This window comes from Sphingomonas sp. PvP056 (assembly GCF_040549155.1).
In the GTDB taxonomy this organism is placed as follows: Bacteria; Pseudomonadota; Alphaproteobacteria; order Sphingomonadales; family Sphingomonadaceae; genus Sphingomonas.
In genome coordinates this window covers 165,255-181,551 of the sequence record NZ_JBEPST010000001.1, presented here as the reverse complement: position 1 = coordinate 181,551, position 16,297 = coordinate 165,255, and the positions used below count along the sequence as shown (strand labels likewise).

General features: G+C 65.7%; 16 protein-coding genes and 1 tRNA gene. 8 read left to right on the top strand and 9 right to left on the bottom strand.

Annotated elements, in window-relative coordinates; translation table 11 throughout:
• The 4 genes from ABIC17_RS00960 to ABIC17_RS00945 all read right to left on the bottom strand — a co-directional run bounded on the left by ABIC17_RS00960 (position 1) and on the right by ABIC17_RS00945 (position 4,166).
• A complete protein-coding gene (locus ABIC17_RS00960; protein WP_354278791.1) occupies positions 1 to 930 on the bottom strand; it encodes an electron transfer flavoprotein subunit alpha/FixB family protein in 930 nt (309 codons plus the stop codon).
• Entirely contained in the window at positions 927 to 1,673 is a 747-nt protein-coding gene (locus ABIC17_RS00955) for an electron transfer flavoprotein subunit beta/FixA family protein (protein ID WP_354278790.1), read from the bottom strand. Before ABIC17_RS00955 ends, ABIC17_RS00960 begins: the two co-directional genes overlap by 4 nt.
• Positions 1,674 to 1,894: 221 nt before the next feature.
• Positions 1,895 to 3,094, bottom strand: coding sequence for an ADP-forming succinate--CoA ligase subunit beta (sucC, locus tag ABIC17_RS00950; RefSeq protein WP_354278789.1), 1,200 nt, complete (start codon positions 3,092 to 3,094; stop codon positions 1,895 to 1,897).
• A 136-nt stretch (positions 3,095 to 3,230) separates the two neighbouring features.
• Positions 3,231 to 4,166 carry a ribose-phosphate pyrophosphokinase gene (locus ABIC17_RS00945; protein WP_354278788.1) on the bottom strand — a complete coding sequence of 312 codons (936 nt, stop codon included), beginning with the start codon at positions 4,164 to 4,166 and terminating at the stop codon, positions 3,231 to 3,233.
• A gap of 150 nt (positions 4,167 to 4,316) precedes the next feature.
• Between ABIC17_RS00945 and gltX the strand changes: the two genes are divergently transcribed.
• Positions 4,317 to 5,642: a glutamate--tRNA ligase gene (gene gltX, locus ABIC17_RS00940; protein ID WP_354278787.1), complete on the top strand. Its 1,326-nt coding sequence runs from the start codon at positions 4,317 to 4,319 to the stop codon at positions 5,640 to 5,642.
• A gap of 79 nt (positions 5,643 to 5,721) precedes the next feature.
• Here the strand turns inward: gltX and ABIC17_RS00935 are convergent, their stop codons facing one another.
• Positions 5,722 to 5,904, bottom strand: coding sequence for a hypothetical protein (locus tag ABIC17_RS00935; RefSeq protein ID WP_354278786.1), 183 nt, complete (start codon positions 5,902 to 5,904; stop codon positions 5,722 to 5,724).
• A 275-nt stretch (positions 5,905 to 6,179) separates the two neighbouring features.
• Positions 6,180 to 6,461: a hypothetical protein gene (locus tag ABIC17_RS00930; protein ID WP_354278785.1), complete on the bottom strand. Its 282-nt coding sequence runs from the start codon at positions 6,459 to 6,461 to the stop codon at positions 6,180 to 6,182.
• A 407-nt stretch (positions 6,462 to 6,868) separates the two neighbouring features.
• Between ABIC17_RS00930 and ABIC17_RS00925 the strand changes: the two genes are divergently transcribed.
• From ABIC17_RS00925 to ABIC17_RS00915, 3 genes are all read left to right on the top strand, one after another.
• The gene (locus ABIC17_RS00925) at positions 6,869 to 7,042 is read left to right on the top strand and encodes a DUF465 domain-containing protein (RefSeq protein ID WP_354278784.1); all 174 of its coding nucleotides are present in this window, start codon (positions 6,869 to 6,871) and stop codon (positions 7,040 to 7,042) included.
• Positions 7,043 to 7,131: 89 nt separating this feature from the next.
• Complete coding sequence (locus ABIC17_RS00920) at positions 7,132 to 7,581, top strand: hypothetical protein (protein ID WP_354278783.1); 450 nt, start codon at positions 7,132 to 7,134, stop codon at positions 7,579 to 7,581.
• The gene (locus ABIC17_RS00915) at positions 7,578 to 8,321 is read left to right on the top strand and encodes a TorF family putative porin (protein ID WP_354278782.1); all 744 of its coding nucleotides are present in this window, start codon (positions 7,578 to 7,580) and stop codon (positions 8,319 to 8,321) included. The genes ABIC17_RS00920 and ABIC17_RS00915 overlap by 4 nt, the downstream gene beginning before the upstream one ends.
• Before the next feature lie 216 nt (positions 8,322 to 8,537).
• Here the strand turns inward: ABIC17_RS00915 and ABIC17_RS00910 are convergent.
• Positions 8,538 to 8,611, bottom strand: a tRNA-Gln gene (locus ABIC17_RS00910).
• Positions 8,612 to 8,799: 188 nt separating this feature from the next.
• Between ABIC17_RS00910 and ABIC17_RS00905 the strand changes: the two genes are divergently transcribed.
• Together ABIC17_RS00905 and ABIC17_RS00900 are read left to right on the top strand one after the other, a co-directional pair.
• A complete protein-coding gene (locus ABIC17_RS00905; RefSeq protein ID WP_354278781.1) occupies positions 8,800 to 9,912 on the top strand; it encodes a Ppx/GppA phosphatase family protein in 1,113 nt (370 codons plus the stop codon).
• Positions 9,909 to 10,583: an RlmE family RNA methyltransferase gene (locus ABIC17_RS00900; protein ID WP_354278780.1), complete on the top strand. Its 675-nt coding sequence runs from the start codon at positions 9,909 to 9,911 to the stop codon at positions 10,581 to 10,583. Before ABIC17_RS00905 ends, ABIC17_RS00900 begins: the two co-directional genes overlap by 4 nt.
• Positions 10,584 to 10,802: 219 nt before the next feature.
• Here the strand turns inward: ABIC17_RS00900 and rpoZ are convergent, their stop codons facing one another.
• Positions 10,803 to 11,147: a DNA-directed RNA polymerase subunit omega gene (rpoZ, locus tag ABIC17_RS00895; RefSeq protein ID WP_010161409.1), complete on the bottom strand. Its 345-nt coding sequence runs from the start codon at positions 11,145 to 11,147 to the stop codon at positions 10,803 to 10,805.
• Positions 11,148 to 11,285: 138 nt separating this feature from the next.
• On the opposite strand from rpoZ, the gene ABIC17_RS00890 reads away from it, so the two are divergent.
• Positions 11,286 to 12,458 (top strand): phospholipase D-like domain-containing protein, encoded by a 1,173-nt coding sequence (locus tag ABIC17_RS00890; protein WP_354278779.1) that lies wholly within the window; start codon positions 11,286 to 11,288, stop codon positions 12,456 to 12,458.
• Positions 12,459 to 12,505: 47 nt separating this feature from the next.
• A complete protein-coding gene (locus ABIC17_RS00885; RefSeq protein WP_354279406.1) occupies positions 12,506 to 13,753 on the top strand; it encodes an MFS transporter in 1,248 nt (415 codons plus the stop codon).
• A 119-nt stretch (positions 13,754 to 13,872) separates the two neighbouring features.
• Here the strand turns inward: ABIC17_RS00885 and ABIC17_RS00880 are convergent, their stop codons facing one another.
• Entirely contained in the window at positions 13,873 to 16,155 is a 2,283-nt protein-coding gene (locus tag ABIC17_RS00880) for a CDC48 family AAA ATPase (RefSeq protein WP_354278778.1), read from the bottom strand.
• Positions 16,156 to 16,297: the final 142 nt, after the last annotated feature.

Below are 16,297 nucleotides of genomic sequence, written 5' to 3'. Positions count from 1 at the left end.
TCAGAGCTTCTCGGTCAATTCCGGAATGATCTTGAACAAATCTCCGACCAGCCCGATGTCCGCGACCTGGAAGATCGGCGCGTCCTCGTCCTTGTTGATCGCGATGATGACCTTCGAGTCCTTCATCCCCGCGAGATGCTGGATCGCCCCCGAAATGCCGACCGCGACATAGACTTCGGGCGCGACGATCTTGCCGGTCTGGCCGACCTGATAGTCGTTCGGGGCATAGCCCGCATCGACCGCGGCGCGGCTCGCACCGACGCCCGCGCCGAGCTTGTCCGCCAGCGGATCGATCAGTTCATGGAACTTCTCGCCCGAACCGAGCGCGCGGCCACCCGAGACGATGATCTTCGCGCTGGTCAGTTCCGGACGCGTATTCGCCGCGATTTCCGATCCCGCGAAGGTCGACAGACCCTTGTCGCCGGTCGACGCAACCGCTTCGATCTCGCCGCTGCCGCCCTCGGTCGCGGCCTTGTCGAAGGCTGTGCCGCGGACAGTAATGACCTTCTTGGCATCCGACGACTGGACCGTCGCGATCGCATTGCCCGCATAGATCGGGCGCGTGAACGTGTCCTCGCTCTCGACCGACAGGATGTCGCTGATCTGCATGACGTCGAGCAACGCGGCGACGCGCGGCGCGATGTTCTTGCCGTGGGTGGTGGACGGCGCGACGAACGCGTCGTGCGTGCCCATCAGTTCGACGATCAGCGGCGCGACGTTCTCGGCGAGCGCATGCGCGAATGCCGCGTCGTCCGCGACATGGACCTTGCCGACGCCCGCGATCTTCGCCGCCGCCGCAGCGACCGCGTCGAGCCCCTGCCCGACGACGAGCAGATGGACTTCACCGAGCTTGCTTGCCGCGGTTACCGCGGAAAGCGTGGCATCCTTGACGGCGCTGCCGTCATGTTCGACCCAAACGAGCGTCTTCACTTCGAAATCCCCATCGCTGCGAGTTTCATCACCAGTTCGTCGACATCGGCGACCTTGACCCCGGCCGACCGCTTGGACGGCTCGACCACCTTGAGCGTCGTGATCCGCGGCGTGACGTCCACACCGAAATCGGCGGGCGTCTTGTTCGCCATCGGCTTGGACTTGGCCTTCATGATGTTGGGCAAGGACGCATAGCGCGGCTCATTGAGGCGCAGATCGGTGGTGATGATCGCGGGCAGCTTGAGCGTGTCGGTCTCCGACCCGCCATCGACTTCGCGCGTCACGTTGACCGACCCGTCGGCGATCTCGACCTTGGACGCGAACGTACCCTGGCCCCAGCCGAGCAGGCCTGCGAGCATCTGGCCGGTCTGGTTGTTGTCGTCGTCGATCGCCTGCTTGCCGAGGATGACGAGGTCGGGCTGTTCCTCCTCGACGATCTTGGCGAGGATCTTGGCAACGCCGAGCGGCTCGACGCGGGTGTCGCTGACAACGAGGATCGCACGGTCCGCGCCCATCGCGAGTGCGGTGCGCAGCGTTTCCTGCGACTTCTGCTCGCCGATCGAGACGACGACGATCTCGGTCACGCCCTGCGCCTTCAGGCGGATCGCTTCTTCGACCGCGATTTCGTCGAACGGGTTCATGCTCATCTTGACGTTCGCCAGATCGACGCCCGTCCCGTCCGCTTTCACGCGGGGTTTCACGTTGTAATCAAGCACCCGCTTGACCGGTACCAGCACCTTCATCGGCTATCCCTTCCAAGGTCGATTGCGTTCGCCGCCCGGCTTTGAGGCGGTGCATCTGGCGATCAGATGGCTATTTTCCGTGCTTTTCGCAAGTCCGGTATGGAAATCCCGCATTGCCGTAACGGCATCTGCCCGGCTGCGCCGAAGCCAACTCTGTCTCAACGAAAAAGGGGGCCGGACGTTTCCGCCCAGCCCCCCTGTTTTCGAGACGTGAAGCCGAATCAGGCGGCCTTCTGAACCTCGGCAACGATCTTCTTGGCGGCATCGCCAAGGTCGTTCGCTGGAACGATCGCGAGACCCGAGGAAGCGAGAATTTCCTTGCCCTTCTCGACGTTGGTACCCTCGAGGCGGACGACCAGCGGCACCGAGAGGTTCACTTCCTTCGCCGCGGCAACAATGCCCTCGGCGATGATGTCGCAGCGCATGATCCCGCCGAAGATGTTGACGAGAATGCCCTTCACCGCAGGATCGCTCAGGATGATCTTGAACGCCGCGGTCACCTTCTCCTTGTTCGCGCCGCCGCCGACGTCGAGGAAGTTGGCCGGGAACATGCCGTTGAGCTTGATGATGTCCATCGTCGCCATCGCAAGACCGGCGCCGTTGACCATGCAGCCGATGTCGCCGTCGAGCTTGATGTAGGCGAGGTCGTACTTCGACGCCTCTAGCTCTGCGGGATCTTCCTCGGTCTCGTCGCGCAGCGCGAGCAGATCCTTGTGGCGGAACAGCGCGTTGCCGTCGAATGCGACCTTCGCGTCGAGCACGAGGAGCTTGTTGTCCTCGGTCACTGCGAGCGGGTTGATCTCGATCTGCTCGGCATCGGTGCCCATGAACGCGTCATACAGCTTGGACGCGACGTTCGCGGCCTGCTTGGCAAGATCGCCCTTGAGCTCGAGCGCTGCTGCAACGGCACGGCCGTGATGCGGCTGGAAACCGGTCGCCTGGTCGATGTCGATCGCGTGGATTTTCTCGGGCGTGTCGTGCGCGACGGTTTCGATGTCCATCCCGCCCTCGGTCGAGGCAACCATCGACACGCGGCCAGTGGCGCGGTTGACGAGCAGCGCGAGGTAGAATTCCCTGGCGATGTCGACGCCGTCGGTGACGTACAGGCGGTTGACCTGCTTGCCCGCATCGCCGGTCTGGATCGTCACCAGCGTGTTGCCGAGCATGTCGGTCGCAGCCGCACGAACGTCGTCAGCGGTCTTGGCGAGGCGAACGCCACCCTTTGCGTCGGGGCCAAGTTCCTTGAACTTGCCCTTGCCGCGGCCACCCGCGTGGATCTGGGCCTTGACGACGTAGAGCGGTCCGGGGAGCTTTTCCGATGCCGCGACGGCTTCCTCGACCGACATGGCCGAGAAGCCCGCGGGAACCGGCACGCCGAATTTCGCCAGGAGTTCCTTGGCCTGATATTCGTGGATGTTCATGGGTTCGTGCCTTTCCGGGGTCGGGTTTGTGAGTGCCTAAAGCACAGCGGGCGCGACGAATCCACCCCTTGTGGGTTCGCCTCCCCGCCATCCTGCGCCGGGAATGACGGACGTTGGGCCGGGAGCGGCCCAGTCCTCAGTCAAACAGCGACGACACCGAGCTTTCGTCCGCGATCCGGCGGATCGCTTCCGCCAGCAGCGGGGCAATAGTGAGGTTGCGGATCCGCTTGGCCCCGTTGATCACTTCATGTGTCCCGATCGAATCGGTGATCACCAGTTCCTCGAGCGCCGAGCCCTCGACCCGCGCGACCGCGCCGCCCGAAAGAACGCCGTGGGTCACGTAAGCCGCGACACCCTCCGCGCCCGCTTCCTTGAGCGCGGCGGCCGCGTTGCACAGTGTGCCCGCCGAATCGACGATATCGTCGATCAGGATGCAGAAGCGCCCCTCGACCTCGCCAATGATGTTCATCACTTCGGATTCACCTGCGCGCTCGCGACGCTTGTCGACGATCGCGAGCGGCGCGTTGTTGAGCCGCTTGGCGAGCGACCGCGCACGCACCACGCCGCCGACGTCGGGGGAGACGACCATCAAATTGCGGTCCCCGTAACGCGTCAGGATATCCGCGGACATCACGGGGGCGGCAAACAGATTGTCGGTCGGGATGTCGAAGAACCCCTGGATCTGCCCGGCATGGAGATCGACCGACAGCACACGGTCCGCGCCCGCGACGGTGATGATGTTGGCGACCAGCTTGGCCGAGATCGGCGTGCGCGGCCCCGGTTTACGGTCCTGTCGGGCATAGCCGAAATAGGGCACCACCGCGGTGATCCGCTTCGCCGACGCACGTTTCAGCGCATCGATGCAGATCAGCAATTCCATCAGATTGTCGTTGGCAGGGTATCCGGTCGACTGGATCACGAAGACGTCCTCGCCGCGGACATTCTCGTGGATTTCGACGAACACTTCCTCATCGGCGAAGCGCCGGACGCTCGCCTGCGTCAGCGGAATCTCGAGATAGGCGGCGATGTCGCGCGCCAGGGGCAAGTTGGCGTTCCCGGTCAAAAGCTTCATGTGCGGGTGCCCCTGTGTTCGACCAAGCGTTACGAAAAAAGTCGCCCCTCCCTTAGAAGCGGCTTTCGCATCGCGAAAGGGGTTGATCGGATCGGCACGTCGCGTTCGCCGACGCTTGCCCCGCCGCGTGCCCGTGCGTAGGCCGATGGAATGACCGTTCGCACGCGTTTCGCACCCTCCCCTACCGGGCACCTTCACGTCGGCAACATCCGCGCTGCCCTCCATAACTGGCTGTGGGCGCGCGCGCAGGGCGGCGAGTTCTGGCTGCGGATCGACGATACCGATGCGGAACGCAGCGAGGAACGCTTCGTCGAGGCGATTCGCGCGGATCTCGCGTGGCTCGGCCTCGTCCCCGATGGCGAGGAACGGCAGTCCGCCCGCTTCGCGCTATATGAGGCGCGGTTCGCGGCCTTGCGCGATGCGGGCCGGATCTATCCTGCCTACGAAACGTCGCAGGAACTCGACCTCAAGCGCAAGATCGCCGCGGGGCGCGGACTGCCGCCGATCTACGACCGCGCCGCGCTCGCGCTGTCGGACGCGGACCGGGCCGCTCTGGAAGCGGAGGGCGTCCAGCCGCACTGGCGCTTCAAGCTCGACCACGACGCGCCGATCGTTTGGGACGACCTGATCCGCGGGCCCCAGAAATTCGATGCAGCGACGATGAGCGACCCGGTCATCCGCCGTGCCGACGGATCGTGGCTATATATGCTCCCCTCCGCGATCGACGATGCCGAGATGGGAATCACCCATGTCGTGCGCGGCGAGGATCACGTGTCCAACACTGCGCTCCAGTTGCAGATGTTCGCGGCGATGGGTGTTGCGCCGCCCGCCTTCGCGCATGAGGCGCTGCTGACCGGCGCAGAAGGCAAATTGTCCAAGCGGCTGGGGTCGCTCGGCGTCGCGCATTTCCGCGAGATCGGAATCGAGCCCGAAGCGGTACGCGCGCTGCTCGCGCGGATCGGGACGAGCCTGCCGGTCGAGCCGCTGGTCGACGTGGCGGCACTGGTCGAAAGCTTCGACTTCGCCAAATTCGGCCGCGCGCCCGCACGCTTCGACGAAGCGGAACTGGCGGGGCTCAACGCCAAGATCGTCCACCAGCTCGATTTTGCGCAGGTCGCGGATCGCTTGCCCGCGGGCATGGGCGAAGCGGAATGGGCGGCGGTGCGCCCCAATCTCGCGACGGTTGCGGAGGCTGCCGACTGGTGGCGCGTGATCGAGGGGCCGATCACCACCGAGCGTGACCCGGCCGATGCCGAGTTCCTCGCGTCCGCCGCACGGCTGACCAACGTGGTCGCCTGGGATGGCGACCCGTGGCACGCCCTTACCACCGCGCTCAAAGCCGAGACCGGGCGCAGCGGCAAGGCGCTGTTCCTTCCGCTCCGCCGCGCCTTGACCGGGCTCGACCACGGACCGGACATGAAGGCGCTGCTGCCGCTGATCGGACAGGATCGCGCACGCGATCGGCTGGCGGGGTAGCGTCCGACAGCGCCGATCGCGCAGCGTCAGCGCATCCGCGGTCGTCAGAGGAACCGGTGCGCCGCGATGCGGCCCACGGTTACCAGGCGCGCGGTGGAGACCCGACGCGCTGTGCCACCGCTTGCTCGACTTCGTTGAGCTGCGCCTTGGTCATGACGCCCGATGCGAGCATCGCCCGCATCAGTTCATCGACCAAAGCCGCCAGGAAGTGGACTTCCCCACGTTCGGAAGCAGTGTCTTGACCCTCGCCGTTCACGTCCATCACAAGTCTTCCACGCCAGTTAATCCGATTGCGACGGGTAACCGATAGCTGCTGTTGACCGGTTATGTCACAGAAAATACGACCTTCTGATGATGGGGCATGCCCTTCTGCGACGGCCAGACCCCGCTGTCTGTGACCACAAACCGCCGTGGACCGCCCCATGCGTTGGCCCCCGATGCGGAAAGCCGCTGCCCGGGCGGCATGCTTTGGGTGCCAAGCGCATTCGGGTGCACGTCCTACCGGTAATGGTCCAGGCAGATCACCAGCGACAGTGTCTAATTCACCGTCGAAAATATGGCATGCAGCAAAACCGGAACTCCAACCAGGACAATCAATACAAGCAGATTCTGCTGACGGACCCATTGCAGCCAAGTCTCCGCTCTTGCATCATTTTCGATCGATACCGCTTCTGCGAATTCATCGGCACGGTTTCCGCCGAGCTCTGCGCGAAGATCTTTCGCGCGGTGCGGATGGTGTGGCCGAGACGATGGAGCATCGCATTTCTGCTTGTGTCCCAGCGGACGAAGATCGGCGGTTTTCGAGATGATGTCGGTCACTGTACGGTTTCCGTTTATTCGAGATCAAGGTCGCGCGAAGCACGTCCCAAAGGTCAGATCGAATAAAGCCCGAACTCAAACGGCGGATTGCCGTGAGCCCGGGCTAACCGCGTGCGGCGAGTTGGCCGGCGTGGTCGCAAAACCGCTTATGTGTCGGGGGAACGGACATAAGATATACATCGTATGCCGCCCCCGTGATGTCAACGTGCCGCAAATTCCATCGCAATCATATTGACCCGGAGCAGCGATCCACTAGTTTGACTGGGCGGGCCGGGCCCCTCTGGCGCTTGTCTTTTGACGAGCGTGATGTCGGACCGCATCGAGGTAGCTCGATGTATAGGCCTGGCCTGCTTGCCTGCTTCTATCTCGGCTGAATCGATTGTTCGATCGTTGGTTGGAGAGCGGCTTTGACGATATTTTCCTACAAACTGACCCAGCTGCACAGGCGTCTGGATGATCAGATTCGCGCCGAGATGAAACGACGCATGCCAGATACTTGGCGGATACTGCGGCTTAAATGGCTGCGCCTGACCGTGAAGGAACGCCTGCGGACATCCCCCTGGCAACCGCAATCGCGGTAAACCGAAAGGCGGCGACCGCGCAGACGGATCGCCCGCAAGAATCCGCGTGACCGGTCAGGATGGATCGGAACTGCAAGAGGAGAACGGATATGGCTTATTTTCTAACCGCCGGATTGGTGCTCGCCGCCACTGGCGCGGCGCTCGGCATGACCGTCGATCATCACAACAAGATGGATCATCACAGCGGTCCGGTCGCGGTCAAATATCGCGGCGACGTGGTCATCACGCATAAACAGGTTGGCGCGGTGACGCCCACCGGAGCAGCATCCTCGCTCCGCTGCGATTGGGCCGCAACCATGGCCGTCACCCGCCACGCGGTCGCCGCATCAGGTACCAGGCTGGTCCGCACGATCGACACCGACCCCGTAGCCACGGGCACCAGAGCCGGCTGGTGCATGACCAGCCACCGGGCGATCACCAGGGAAGTCGCTGGCAAGGCAGCGCACATGCAGCGTCACCTGATCGTCCTGGCCCAGGACGACGAGCAGATGCTGCGGGTCGAACTCGACAGGATTCACGGTTCGCAGGGCGCCGGATGATCCGTCACCTTCGAATGCGTGGTGTGCTCGCCGCCGCGACCTGCGGCCTGATCCCGCCAGCCGTTGCCCAGGAAACCCGATCGGCAACGCTCGAGGCGATGAGCGAGGAGGAACGCCGCGGCCTGAGCTGGAGCGAGGGCCGCGCCGCACTGGGAGGCGATTTGCACGTCTCGACAGGCGGGCTGGTTGCTTCGGCGCGTGCGGTGACGATCCGCAACAGCATCCGGCACGGCGGGGCGGATGCCGTGGTCGACCTTGCGCTGGGGACCGGGTGGGATGTTGGTGCCGTGAAGCTGCGAACCGAAGTCGTCGGGCATGCGTTCGTCGGCGCGCGCGGACGGATGGACTATGTCGAGGCCGGCGGATCGGCAAGCTATGCCTATGGTCCGCTTTACGCCACCGTCGGGGTGATCGCCGCGCCGTCGCAGCGCGCGATTGGTGGCAGCAACGTGCATGTCTATGCGGACCTCAACGCCGGCATTCCCGGCACCCCGCTGACCGTTCTCGCTGGAGTGGGCCATTCCTCCGGCAAAAGCAGCGATTCGGTCCGAGCGGATCGCCTCCGGCCGGGCGGAACGTACAGCAACTGGCGGCTTGGCCTCGAACACCGTCGCGATCGCGTGACGATCGGCGTCGATTATATCGGCACCGATGTATCCGCCGCCGGTGCGGTTGATACCTTTGCCGACCGGCGCAATGCGACGGACCGGATCATCGGCCGGCTTCAAGTCTCGTTCTGACGATTGCGACCGTTGGTGGAGGCGCAGCGGGGCCTGACGGTCTTTTCAGGCAGCGGTCGTCCACCGCGATCATCATCGAACCCATGAACTTTCGAAAGGTCGGGGGTGAAAGCCCCCGCACCAATGGTCGAGCGATCAACTCCAATGCGCGTCAAACGCACGACCGCCGCCCTCCCCTGTCAGGGAGGTCCGGATCTACGGTCGGAGGAGAATGGCTGGATGCCCCGTGAGGATTCGAACCTCAATAGGCGGTATCAGAAACCGCAGTCTTACCATTAGACGACGGGGCAACGCCGGGCCGCGATCTAGGCGGCGCGCGCGCGGGTGTCAACCGGTCTGCGCATCTCCCTTTGCGACAGGTGTTTCGCATCGCTTGCTGCAACGCCATGCCTGCGCTAGCGTTACCCCCAAGCACCGAACGGCGCGCGTATCCCCGCGTAGCCGCGACGGTAAAACAGAATAAGCGAGTTTTAACGGCATGGGGGACGTTCCGCCCGATATGCCGGTCCGGCAGGCCCGCCCTGCCCGTTCGGCGCCGATCCACGGCCGCGAGGTCCGTGGCAAACCAGCCAACGGCAAGAAGCCGGGCGTCGGCAGACCTGTGGGCCAGGCACCGCGCGGTCGGGACAGCCGACATTTCGCGGCGCTCGACCTCGGCACCAACAATTGCCGGCTGCTGATTGCCCGGCCGCAAGGCGACGGTTTTGCCGTGGTCGACGCCTTTTCGCGAATCGTGCGGTTGGGCGAGGGATTGGCCAAGTCGGGCCGGTTGAGCGACGCGGCGATCGAACGGACGATCGTCGCGCTCAAGATCTGCGCCGAGAAGCTCAAGCGCCGCAACGTGACGCTGTCGCGCGCGGTGGCGACCGAGGCGTGTCGCCGCGCGGAGAATGGCGCCGAGTTCATCGCACGCGCCTATGCCGAGACCGGCATCCTGCTCGACATCATCACCGCGGAGGAAGAGGCGCGGCTGGCGGTGCTCGGGTGCCATGCGCTGATCGAACCGGGCGACGACCCGGCGCTGGTGTTCGACATCGGCGGCGGATCGACCGAACTGGTGCTGGTCGACACGGCTGGCGAGGCGCCGCGCGTGCTCGACTGGCATAGCGCGCCCTGGGGGGTCGTGTCGCTGACCGAGAGCGCGGGCCATGGTCCTCCAGGGGCCGATGGTGGCGCGGACGGGCGTGCTGCGGCCTATGCGCGGATGCGATCGCTGGTTGCGGAGAGCATGGCGGTGTTCGCGGCGCGGTTGCCGCGCGGGATCGCGGTACCGCGGCTGCTGGGCACGTCTGGCACCGTCACCACGCTCGCCAGCGTGCATCTTGGCCTGTCGCATTACGATCGTTCGCAGGTCGACGGACTGATCGTTCCCGCCGCGGCGATGCGGCGGATCAGTCTCGACCTCGCAGGACGGGATCTGAACCAGCGCGCGCAATTGCCGTGCATCGGCACCGAACGTGCCGATCTGGTCGTGGCAGGCTGTGCGATCCTCGAGACGATCCTCGATTTATGGCCCGCCGAACGGCTGGGCATCGCCGACCGCGGCATCCGCGAGGGCATCTTGCGCCGATTGATGGAGAGTTCTTCGTGAGCAGAGACGGCGGCGGACTTCGCGTCCGCGTAAAGACCGCGCGCAAGCGCACCGCACAATCGACGCGCTGGTTGGAGCGCCAGCTCAACGACCCCTATGTGAAGCGCGCCAAGGCGGACGGGTTTCGCAGTCGCGCCGCATACAAATTGTCCGAGCTCGACGAGCGGTTCGATTTCCTCAAGGGCAAGCGCCACGTCGTCGATCTCGGGATCGCGCCGGGCGGCTGGGCACAGGTGGTGCGGCGGCAGGTGCCCAAGGCGGCGATCGTCGGGATCGATCTGCTCCCGGTCGATCCGATCGACGGGGTCGAGATCCTCCAGCTCGATTTCATGGACGACGTCGCGCCCGAGCGGCTGATGGCAGCGCTGGGCGGCGCGCCCGACCTCGTGCTGTCGGACATGGCGGCGAACACCGTCGGACACCCGCAGACCGATGCCTTGCGCACGATGGGACTGGTCGAAGCGGCGCTCGATTTCGCGATCGACGTGTTGCAGCCGGGCGGTGCGTTCGTGGGGAAGGTGTTCGCGGGCGGCGCGGATACTGCGCTGGTCGCGGAAATGAAGCGCAACTTCACCAGCGTGAAGCACGCCAAGCCACCGGCGAGCCGCAAGGCGTCGTCGGAATGGTATGTCGTGGCGCAGGGGTTCAAGGGGCGGAAGGTCGAGGAGTAGCCTCGGCCGCATGGCTGCGGCGTCGATGCTCACCCGGAATGGCGCATCCGGGGCAAAGGCCCTTCGACTTCGCTCAGGGCGAACGGTTGGTGGTGGTAGGCGCCAATTCCACCATGACGCTGACACGGATGTGCAGTGGTCACCACCACATCCGTTCGGGCTGAGCGAAGTCGAAGCCCCCGGCGCAAACGCCGGGGTCAAACTCCGCTCAGAAAGGCCTCAGCCCTCGTAGTCAGCACCCAAATTCTGGTTGCGCGGCGGGGCGGCGGCGGTGAGGCGGAGTGCCTCGGCCGATGCCGACAGGCTGCCGACCGCATCCGCTTCGTCCTCGTCGTCGACCTGGACGCGCTGGAGACCGTTGATGACCGACTCCTTCAGATGCGCCGGGCGCACGCGCTCTTCCGCAATTTCGCGCAAGGCAACGACCGGGTTCTTGTCGCGGTCGCGATCGACGGTGAGGTCGGCACCACCCGAAATCGCCCGTGCGCGCTGGGCAGCGAACAGGACGAGATCGAACCGGTTGGGGATCTTGTCGACGCAATCTTCGACAGTGACGCGCGCCATGAATGGCTTCCTTCGCAAACGACGGTATTCGGAAAGATGATCCCCTAGGGGCAGGGGCCGGGAGAGTCAAGAAAATCGGGGCTTGCCCCTCCCCCCGCACCTTGCGGCGGCCCGCGGTTGGCGGCATCACCCGCCGCAATGACCGCGCCCGCCCCCCAGCCGACCTTCACCGTGGCGGGCAACCGGCTGACCATGCTCGATACCGGGCCGCGCCGGCTGGAGGCGCTGATCGGCCTGATCGACGGCGCGAAACAGTCGCTGCGGGTGATCTTCTACATCTATGTCGATGATTCGGCGGGCGAAGCGGTGGCCGCAGCCTTGCTCCGCGCCGCTGCGCGCGGCGTGACGGTGAAGCTGATCGTCGACGGACTCGGCAGCGAAGCCGCCGCGGCGAACGACTTCTTCACCCCTTTGCGCGACGGCGGGGTCGAGGTCTGCCGCTTCGTGCCGCGCTGGGGTCGACGCTATCTGCTGCGCAACCATCAGAAGCTCGCGCTCGCCGATGGCGAGACCGACACCCCGCGCGCAATCATCGGCGGGTTCAACGTCGAGGACAGCTACTTCGGCACCCCCGCCGAACAAGCGTGGCGCGATCTCGGGCTGGTCGTCGAAGGCCCGGCGGCGCAGCGCATCACCGGCTATTTCGACGTGCTCGCGCGCTGGGCGGGCCAGCCCAAACCGCCGCTGCGCACATTGCGGCGCGCGCTGTCGCGGTGGAGCGAGCCGCAAGGGACGGTCCGCTGGCTGTTCGGCGGGCCCACGCGGCGGCTGTCCCCCTGGGCGCGCGCGGTGAAGCACGATCTGCGCACAGCAACGCAGGTCGATCTGATCACCGCCTATTTCGCGCCCAATCCGGGGATGCTGCGCAAGCTCGACCGGGCGGGGATGCGCGGGCGGGTGCGGATCGTGCTGGCGTCAAAGAACGATCACGGTGCCGCGATCTGGGCGTCGCGCTTCACCTATGCGGGGCTGCTGCGCAAGCGCGTCCACATCTACGAATATCAGCCGACCAAATTGCATACCAAGCTCTTCCTGATCGGCGACGTCGTCTATATCGGCTCGGCCAATTACGATATCCGTAGCCTGTATCTCAACCTGGAGATGATGTTGCGGATCGAGGACCCCGTGTTTGCCGCGCATGTCCGCCGCTATGTCGACGGCGAGGTCGCAAATTCGGAGGCGATCACGCAGGACCTCTACAAGGCGCGCACCAGTCCGTGGATGCGAGTGAAACAGGCCGCCGCCTTCTTCGTGATGACCGTGCTCGACTATAACATCACCAAACGCCTCAACTTCGGACCCGAGCGGTGAAGACGTCCGCACGCGTCGATCGTGATTTCGCGTTGCTGTTCGTCGTGATGCTGACGATCGCGGGGGGCAACACCGCGCTGCAATCGGTCCTGCCCGCGCTCGGTCGGTCGCTGCGCGTGCCGGACAGTGCAGTCGCCGCCGCCTTCTCGGTGTCCGCGCTGCTGTGGGTGATCGCGGCGCCGTTCTGGGCACGCCGGTCGGACCGGCATGGGCGCCGCGCGATGATCCTGCTCGGGATGGGTGGGTTCTGCGTGTCGTTGCTGGTGTGCGGAATCTTCCTCACCGCCGGCATCAACGGCTGGATCGGCGGGACGACCGCGTTCGTCTGCTTTATCCTCGGGCGGTTGATCTACGGCAGCTTCGGCTGCGCCGCGCCGCCTGCGGTCCAGGCGCTCGTCGCGGGCAACACCACCCGCGCCGAACGGACCAAGGCGCTGACGCTGCTCGGCTCGGCCTTCGGGCTGGGGACGATCCTGGGGCCGACGATCGCACCGTTCCTCGTGCTCGGGACGATCGCGGGCGTGGAAATCGGGCTGGCGGGGCCGGCGTTCCTGTTCGCTTTGTTCGGGCTGTGCGTATTGATCGCGGTGCGGCAACTGCTGCCCAACGATCTTACGCCCGACACCGCGACGCACGGTGCCGCCAACGCCTATCCCTCGATCGGCGGCCAGAGCAGCGGCGCGAGCATCGTCGCTGCGACCGAATCCGACACCGAACAGCTGGCCGAACAGGTCGCCTACCGTGACCCGCGGATCCGCCCGTGGCTGATCGCCGGGCTCGTGTCTGGGCACGGGCAGGCGATGACCGGGCAGGCGATCGGCTTCCTCGTCATCGACCGGCTGAACCTCGCGCCCGCGGAAGCGCTGCAGCCTACCGGAATCGTGCTGATGATCGGCGCGCTCGCTGCCTTGCTGGTGCAATGGGGGATCATCCCCAATCTCGACCTGCGCCCGCGCGCGATGATGCTGGTCGGGCTCGCGGTCGCCGCGGTCGGCTGTGCGCTCACCGGGCTAGCGACGTCGCTCTATACGATCGCCTGCGCCTATGCGCTCGCTTCGGTCGGGTTCGGCTTCACCCGCCCCGCCTTTACCGCAGGCGCGTCGCTCGCGGTCGGGCACCATGCTCAAGGTTCGGTCGCGGGCAAGGTTACCTCGGTCAACGGCGCGGCGTTCGTGCTCGGGCCGTCGATCGGCGTCGGCCTGTACGAAGCGCAGCACGCGCTGCCCTACCTGATGGCAGGGGCAGCGATGCTGGTGCTGTTCGGTTATGCCTGGGTGCGGTTGCGCGAGCGATGATCCTCCCCTCCCTGGAAGGGAGGGGATCGAGGGGTGGGTCGGCCCGTTATCAAACGCTCCGCCCGACGACGGGCCGCCCCACCCCCAGCCCCTCCCCTTCGGGGAGGGGAGCAGAAGGGTCAGCGCGCGTCTTCCTTCGCACGCGGCGGGAAGGCGAAGCCGATCGGCTGTAGCGCGGTCGCATCCTGCTTGAGCCGGGCCGACATCGCTTCATATTCACGCTCGAGCTCGGGCGTCACCGACGCCCGCGAATCGCCCAGCGCGGTTTCGAAATGCGCCATCGTGACGTGGTTGACCGTCATCGATTCGCGCAACGCGGCAAGCCCCGCGCGCCGCACCACGTCTTCAAGATCGGCGCCGGTAAAGCGATCGGTCTTGCCCGCGATCACGTCGAGATCGACATCCTCGGCAAGCGGCATCTTGCCCGTCTGGATCGTCAGGATGCGCTTGCGCCCCCCGCGATCCGGCACGCCGACATAGACCAGTTCGTCGAACCGGCCCGGACGGAGCAGCGCCGGATCGATCAGATTGGGCCGGTTGGTCGCGCCGATCACGACGACCGACTGAAGTTCCTCCAGCCCGTCCATCTCCGCGAGGATCGTGTTGACCACCCGCTCGGTCACCTGCGGCTCACCCCCGCCGCTGCCGCGCGCGGGCACCAGCGAATCGAGTTCGTCGATGAAGATGACGCATGGCGCCACCTGCCGCGCACGCGCGAACAGCTTGGCGATCTGCTGCTCGCTCTCGCCATACCATTTGCTCAGCAGGTCGGACGATTTGGTCGCGATGAAATTGGCTTGCGCCTCGCGTGCGACCGCCTTGGCGAGCAACGTCTTGCCGGTGCCCGGCGGGCCATACAGCAGGAAACCCTTCGCGGGCCGAATCCCCAGACGCCGGAAAGCCTCGGGGTTCTTGAGCGGCAGCTCGACGCCTTCCTTGAGCCGCATCTGCGCAGAGTCGAGCCCGCCGACATCGTCCCAGCGGACGCGCGGAGCCTCGACCATCACTTCGCGCATCGCGCTCGGCTGGACGCGCTTCAACGCATCGAGGAAATCCTCGCGCGTCACCGCCAGCGTATCGAGCACCTCGGGCGGGATCGTGCCTTCGGACAGGTTGAGCCGCGGCATCAGCTTGCGCACCGCTTCGATTGCCGCCTCGCGCGCGAGTGCCGCAAGGTCGGCGCCGACGAAGCCATAAGTCGTCCGCGCAAGTTCGCCGAGGTCGACCTTGTCGCCGAGCGGCATGCCGCGCGTGTGGATCCCGAGGATCTCGCGCCGTCCACGCTCGTCGGGAACGCCGACGACGATCTCGCGGTCGAACCGCCCGGGACGCCGCAGCGCCTCGTCGATCGCCTCGGGGCGGTTGGTTGCGGCGATGACGACGACATTGGCGCGCGCTTCCAGCCCGTCCATCAGCGTCAGCAACTGCGCGACGAGGCGCTTCTCCGCCTCCCCCGACACTTGCCCGCGCTTGGGCGCGATCGAATCGATCTCGTCGATGAAGACGATCGACGGCGCGGCCTTGGCGGCTTCCTCGAACACCTGCCGCAGCTTGCCCTCCGATTCGCCGTACGCCGAGCCCATGATCTCGGGCCCGTTGATCAGGAAGAATTCAGCCGCGGATTCGTTGGCGACCGCACGCGCAAGGCGAGTCTTGCCGGTTCCGGGTGGCCCGTGCAGCAGCACGCCCTTGGGTGGATCGACGCCAAGACGCTGGAACAGTTCGGGATAGCGCAAGGGCAGCTCGACCATCTCGCGGAGCTGGTCGATCGTCGGGCCCATTCCGCCGATATCGTCATAGGTGACGTCGGCGCGGCGCGCTTCCTTGGGCTCCTCATATTCAGGGCGAAGCTCGATCTCGGTCGTCTCGTCGACATGCACCACGCCCTTGGGCACGGTCGAGATCACCGCGAGACGGATCTCCTGCAGCGCATAAGCGGGCGCGCGCAGCATGTTTTGGACACCCGGCGGCATGTTGTCGACGCGTTGCTGCCCTGCGGTAGCGACGACGTCGCCCTGGCACAAAGGCCGCCCGAAGAAGGTCCGCTTGAGCGCGTTGGACGATCCCTGCAACCGCAGGTTCTGTTGTGCGGGCGCGAACACGACGCGGGTCGCCGCCTTCGACTCGATCTTGCGAACCTCGACGAAGTCGCCCGAGCCGACCCCGGCGTTGGCACGCTGGAGCCCATCAATCCGAATGATCTCGAGTCCCTCGTCCTCGACGTAGGGCGCGACCGCGCGCGCAGGGGTGGTCGACTTGCCGACGATCTCGATCACGTCGCCCTCGCCGATCCCGAGCGCCGCCAGCATCGAGCGCGGCACATGCGCCAGACCCCGCCCGCTATCTTCCGCGCGGGCATTGGCAACCTGCAATTTCCGAATCGGCGCCTCGGCGTCCGCCATAGTCATTCCCTCACGAAACCCGCTGGTGAGCGCGCGAGATAGGGGGTCGGTTCCGCGAATACGAGGGCGCGCGCCGGGGCGGCCCGGTTCCGAGCGCGATCTGCGCGCGATCTGCGCCCGATCTGTAAAAGACAAAAAAAGG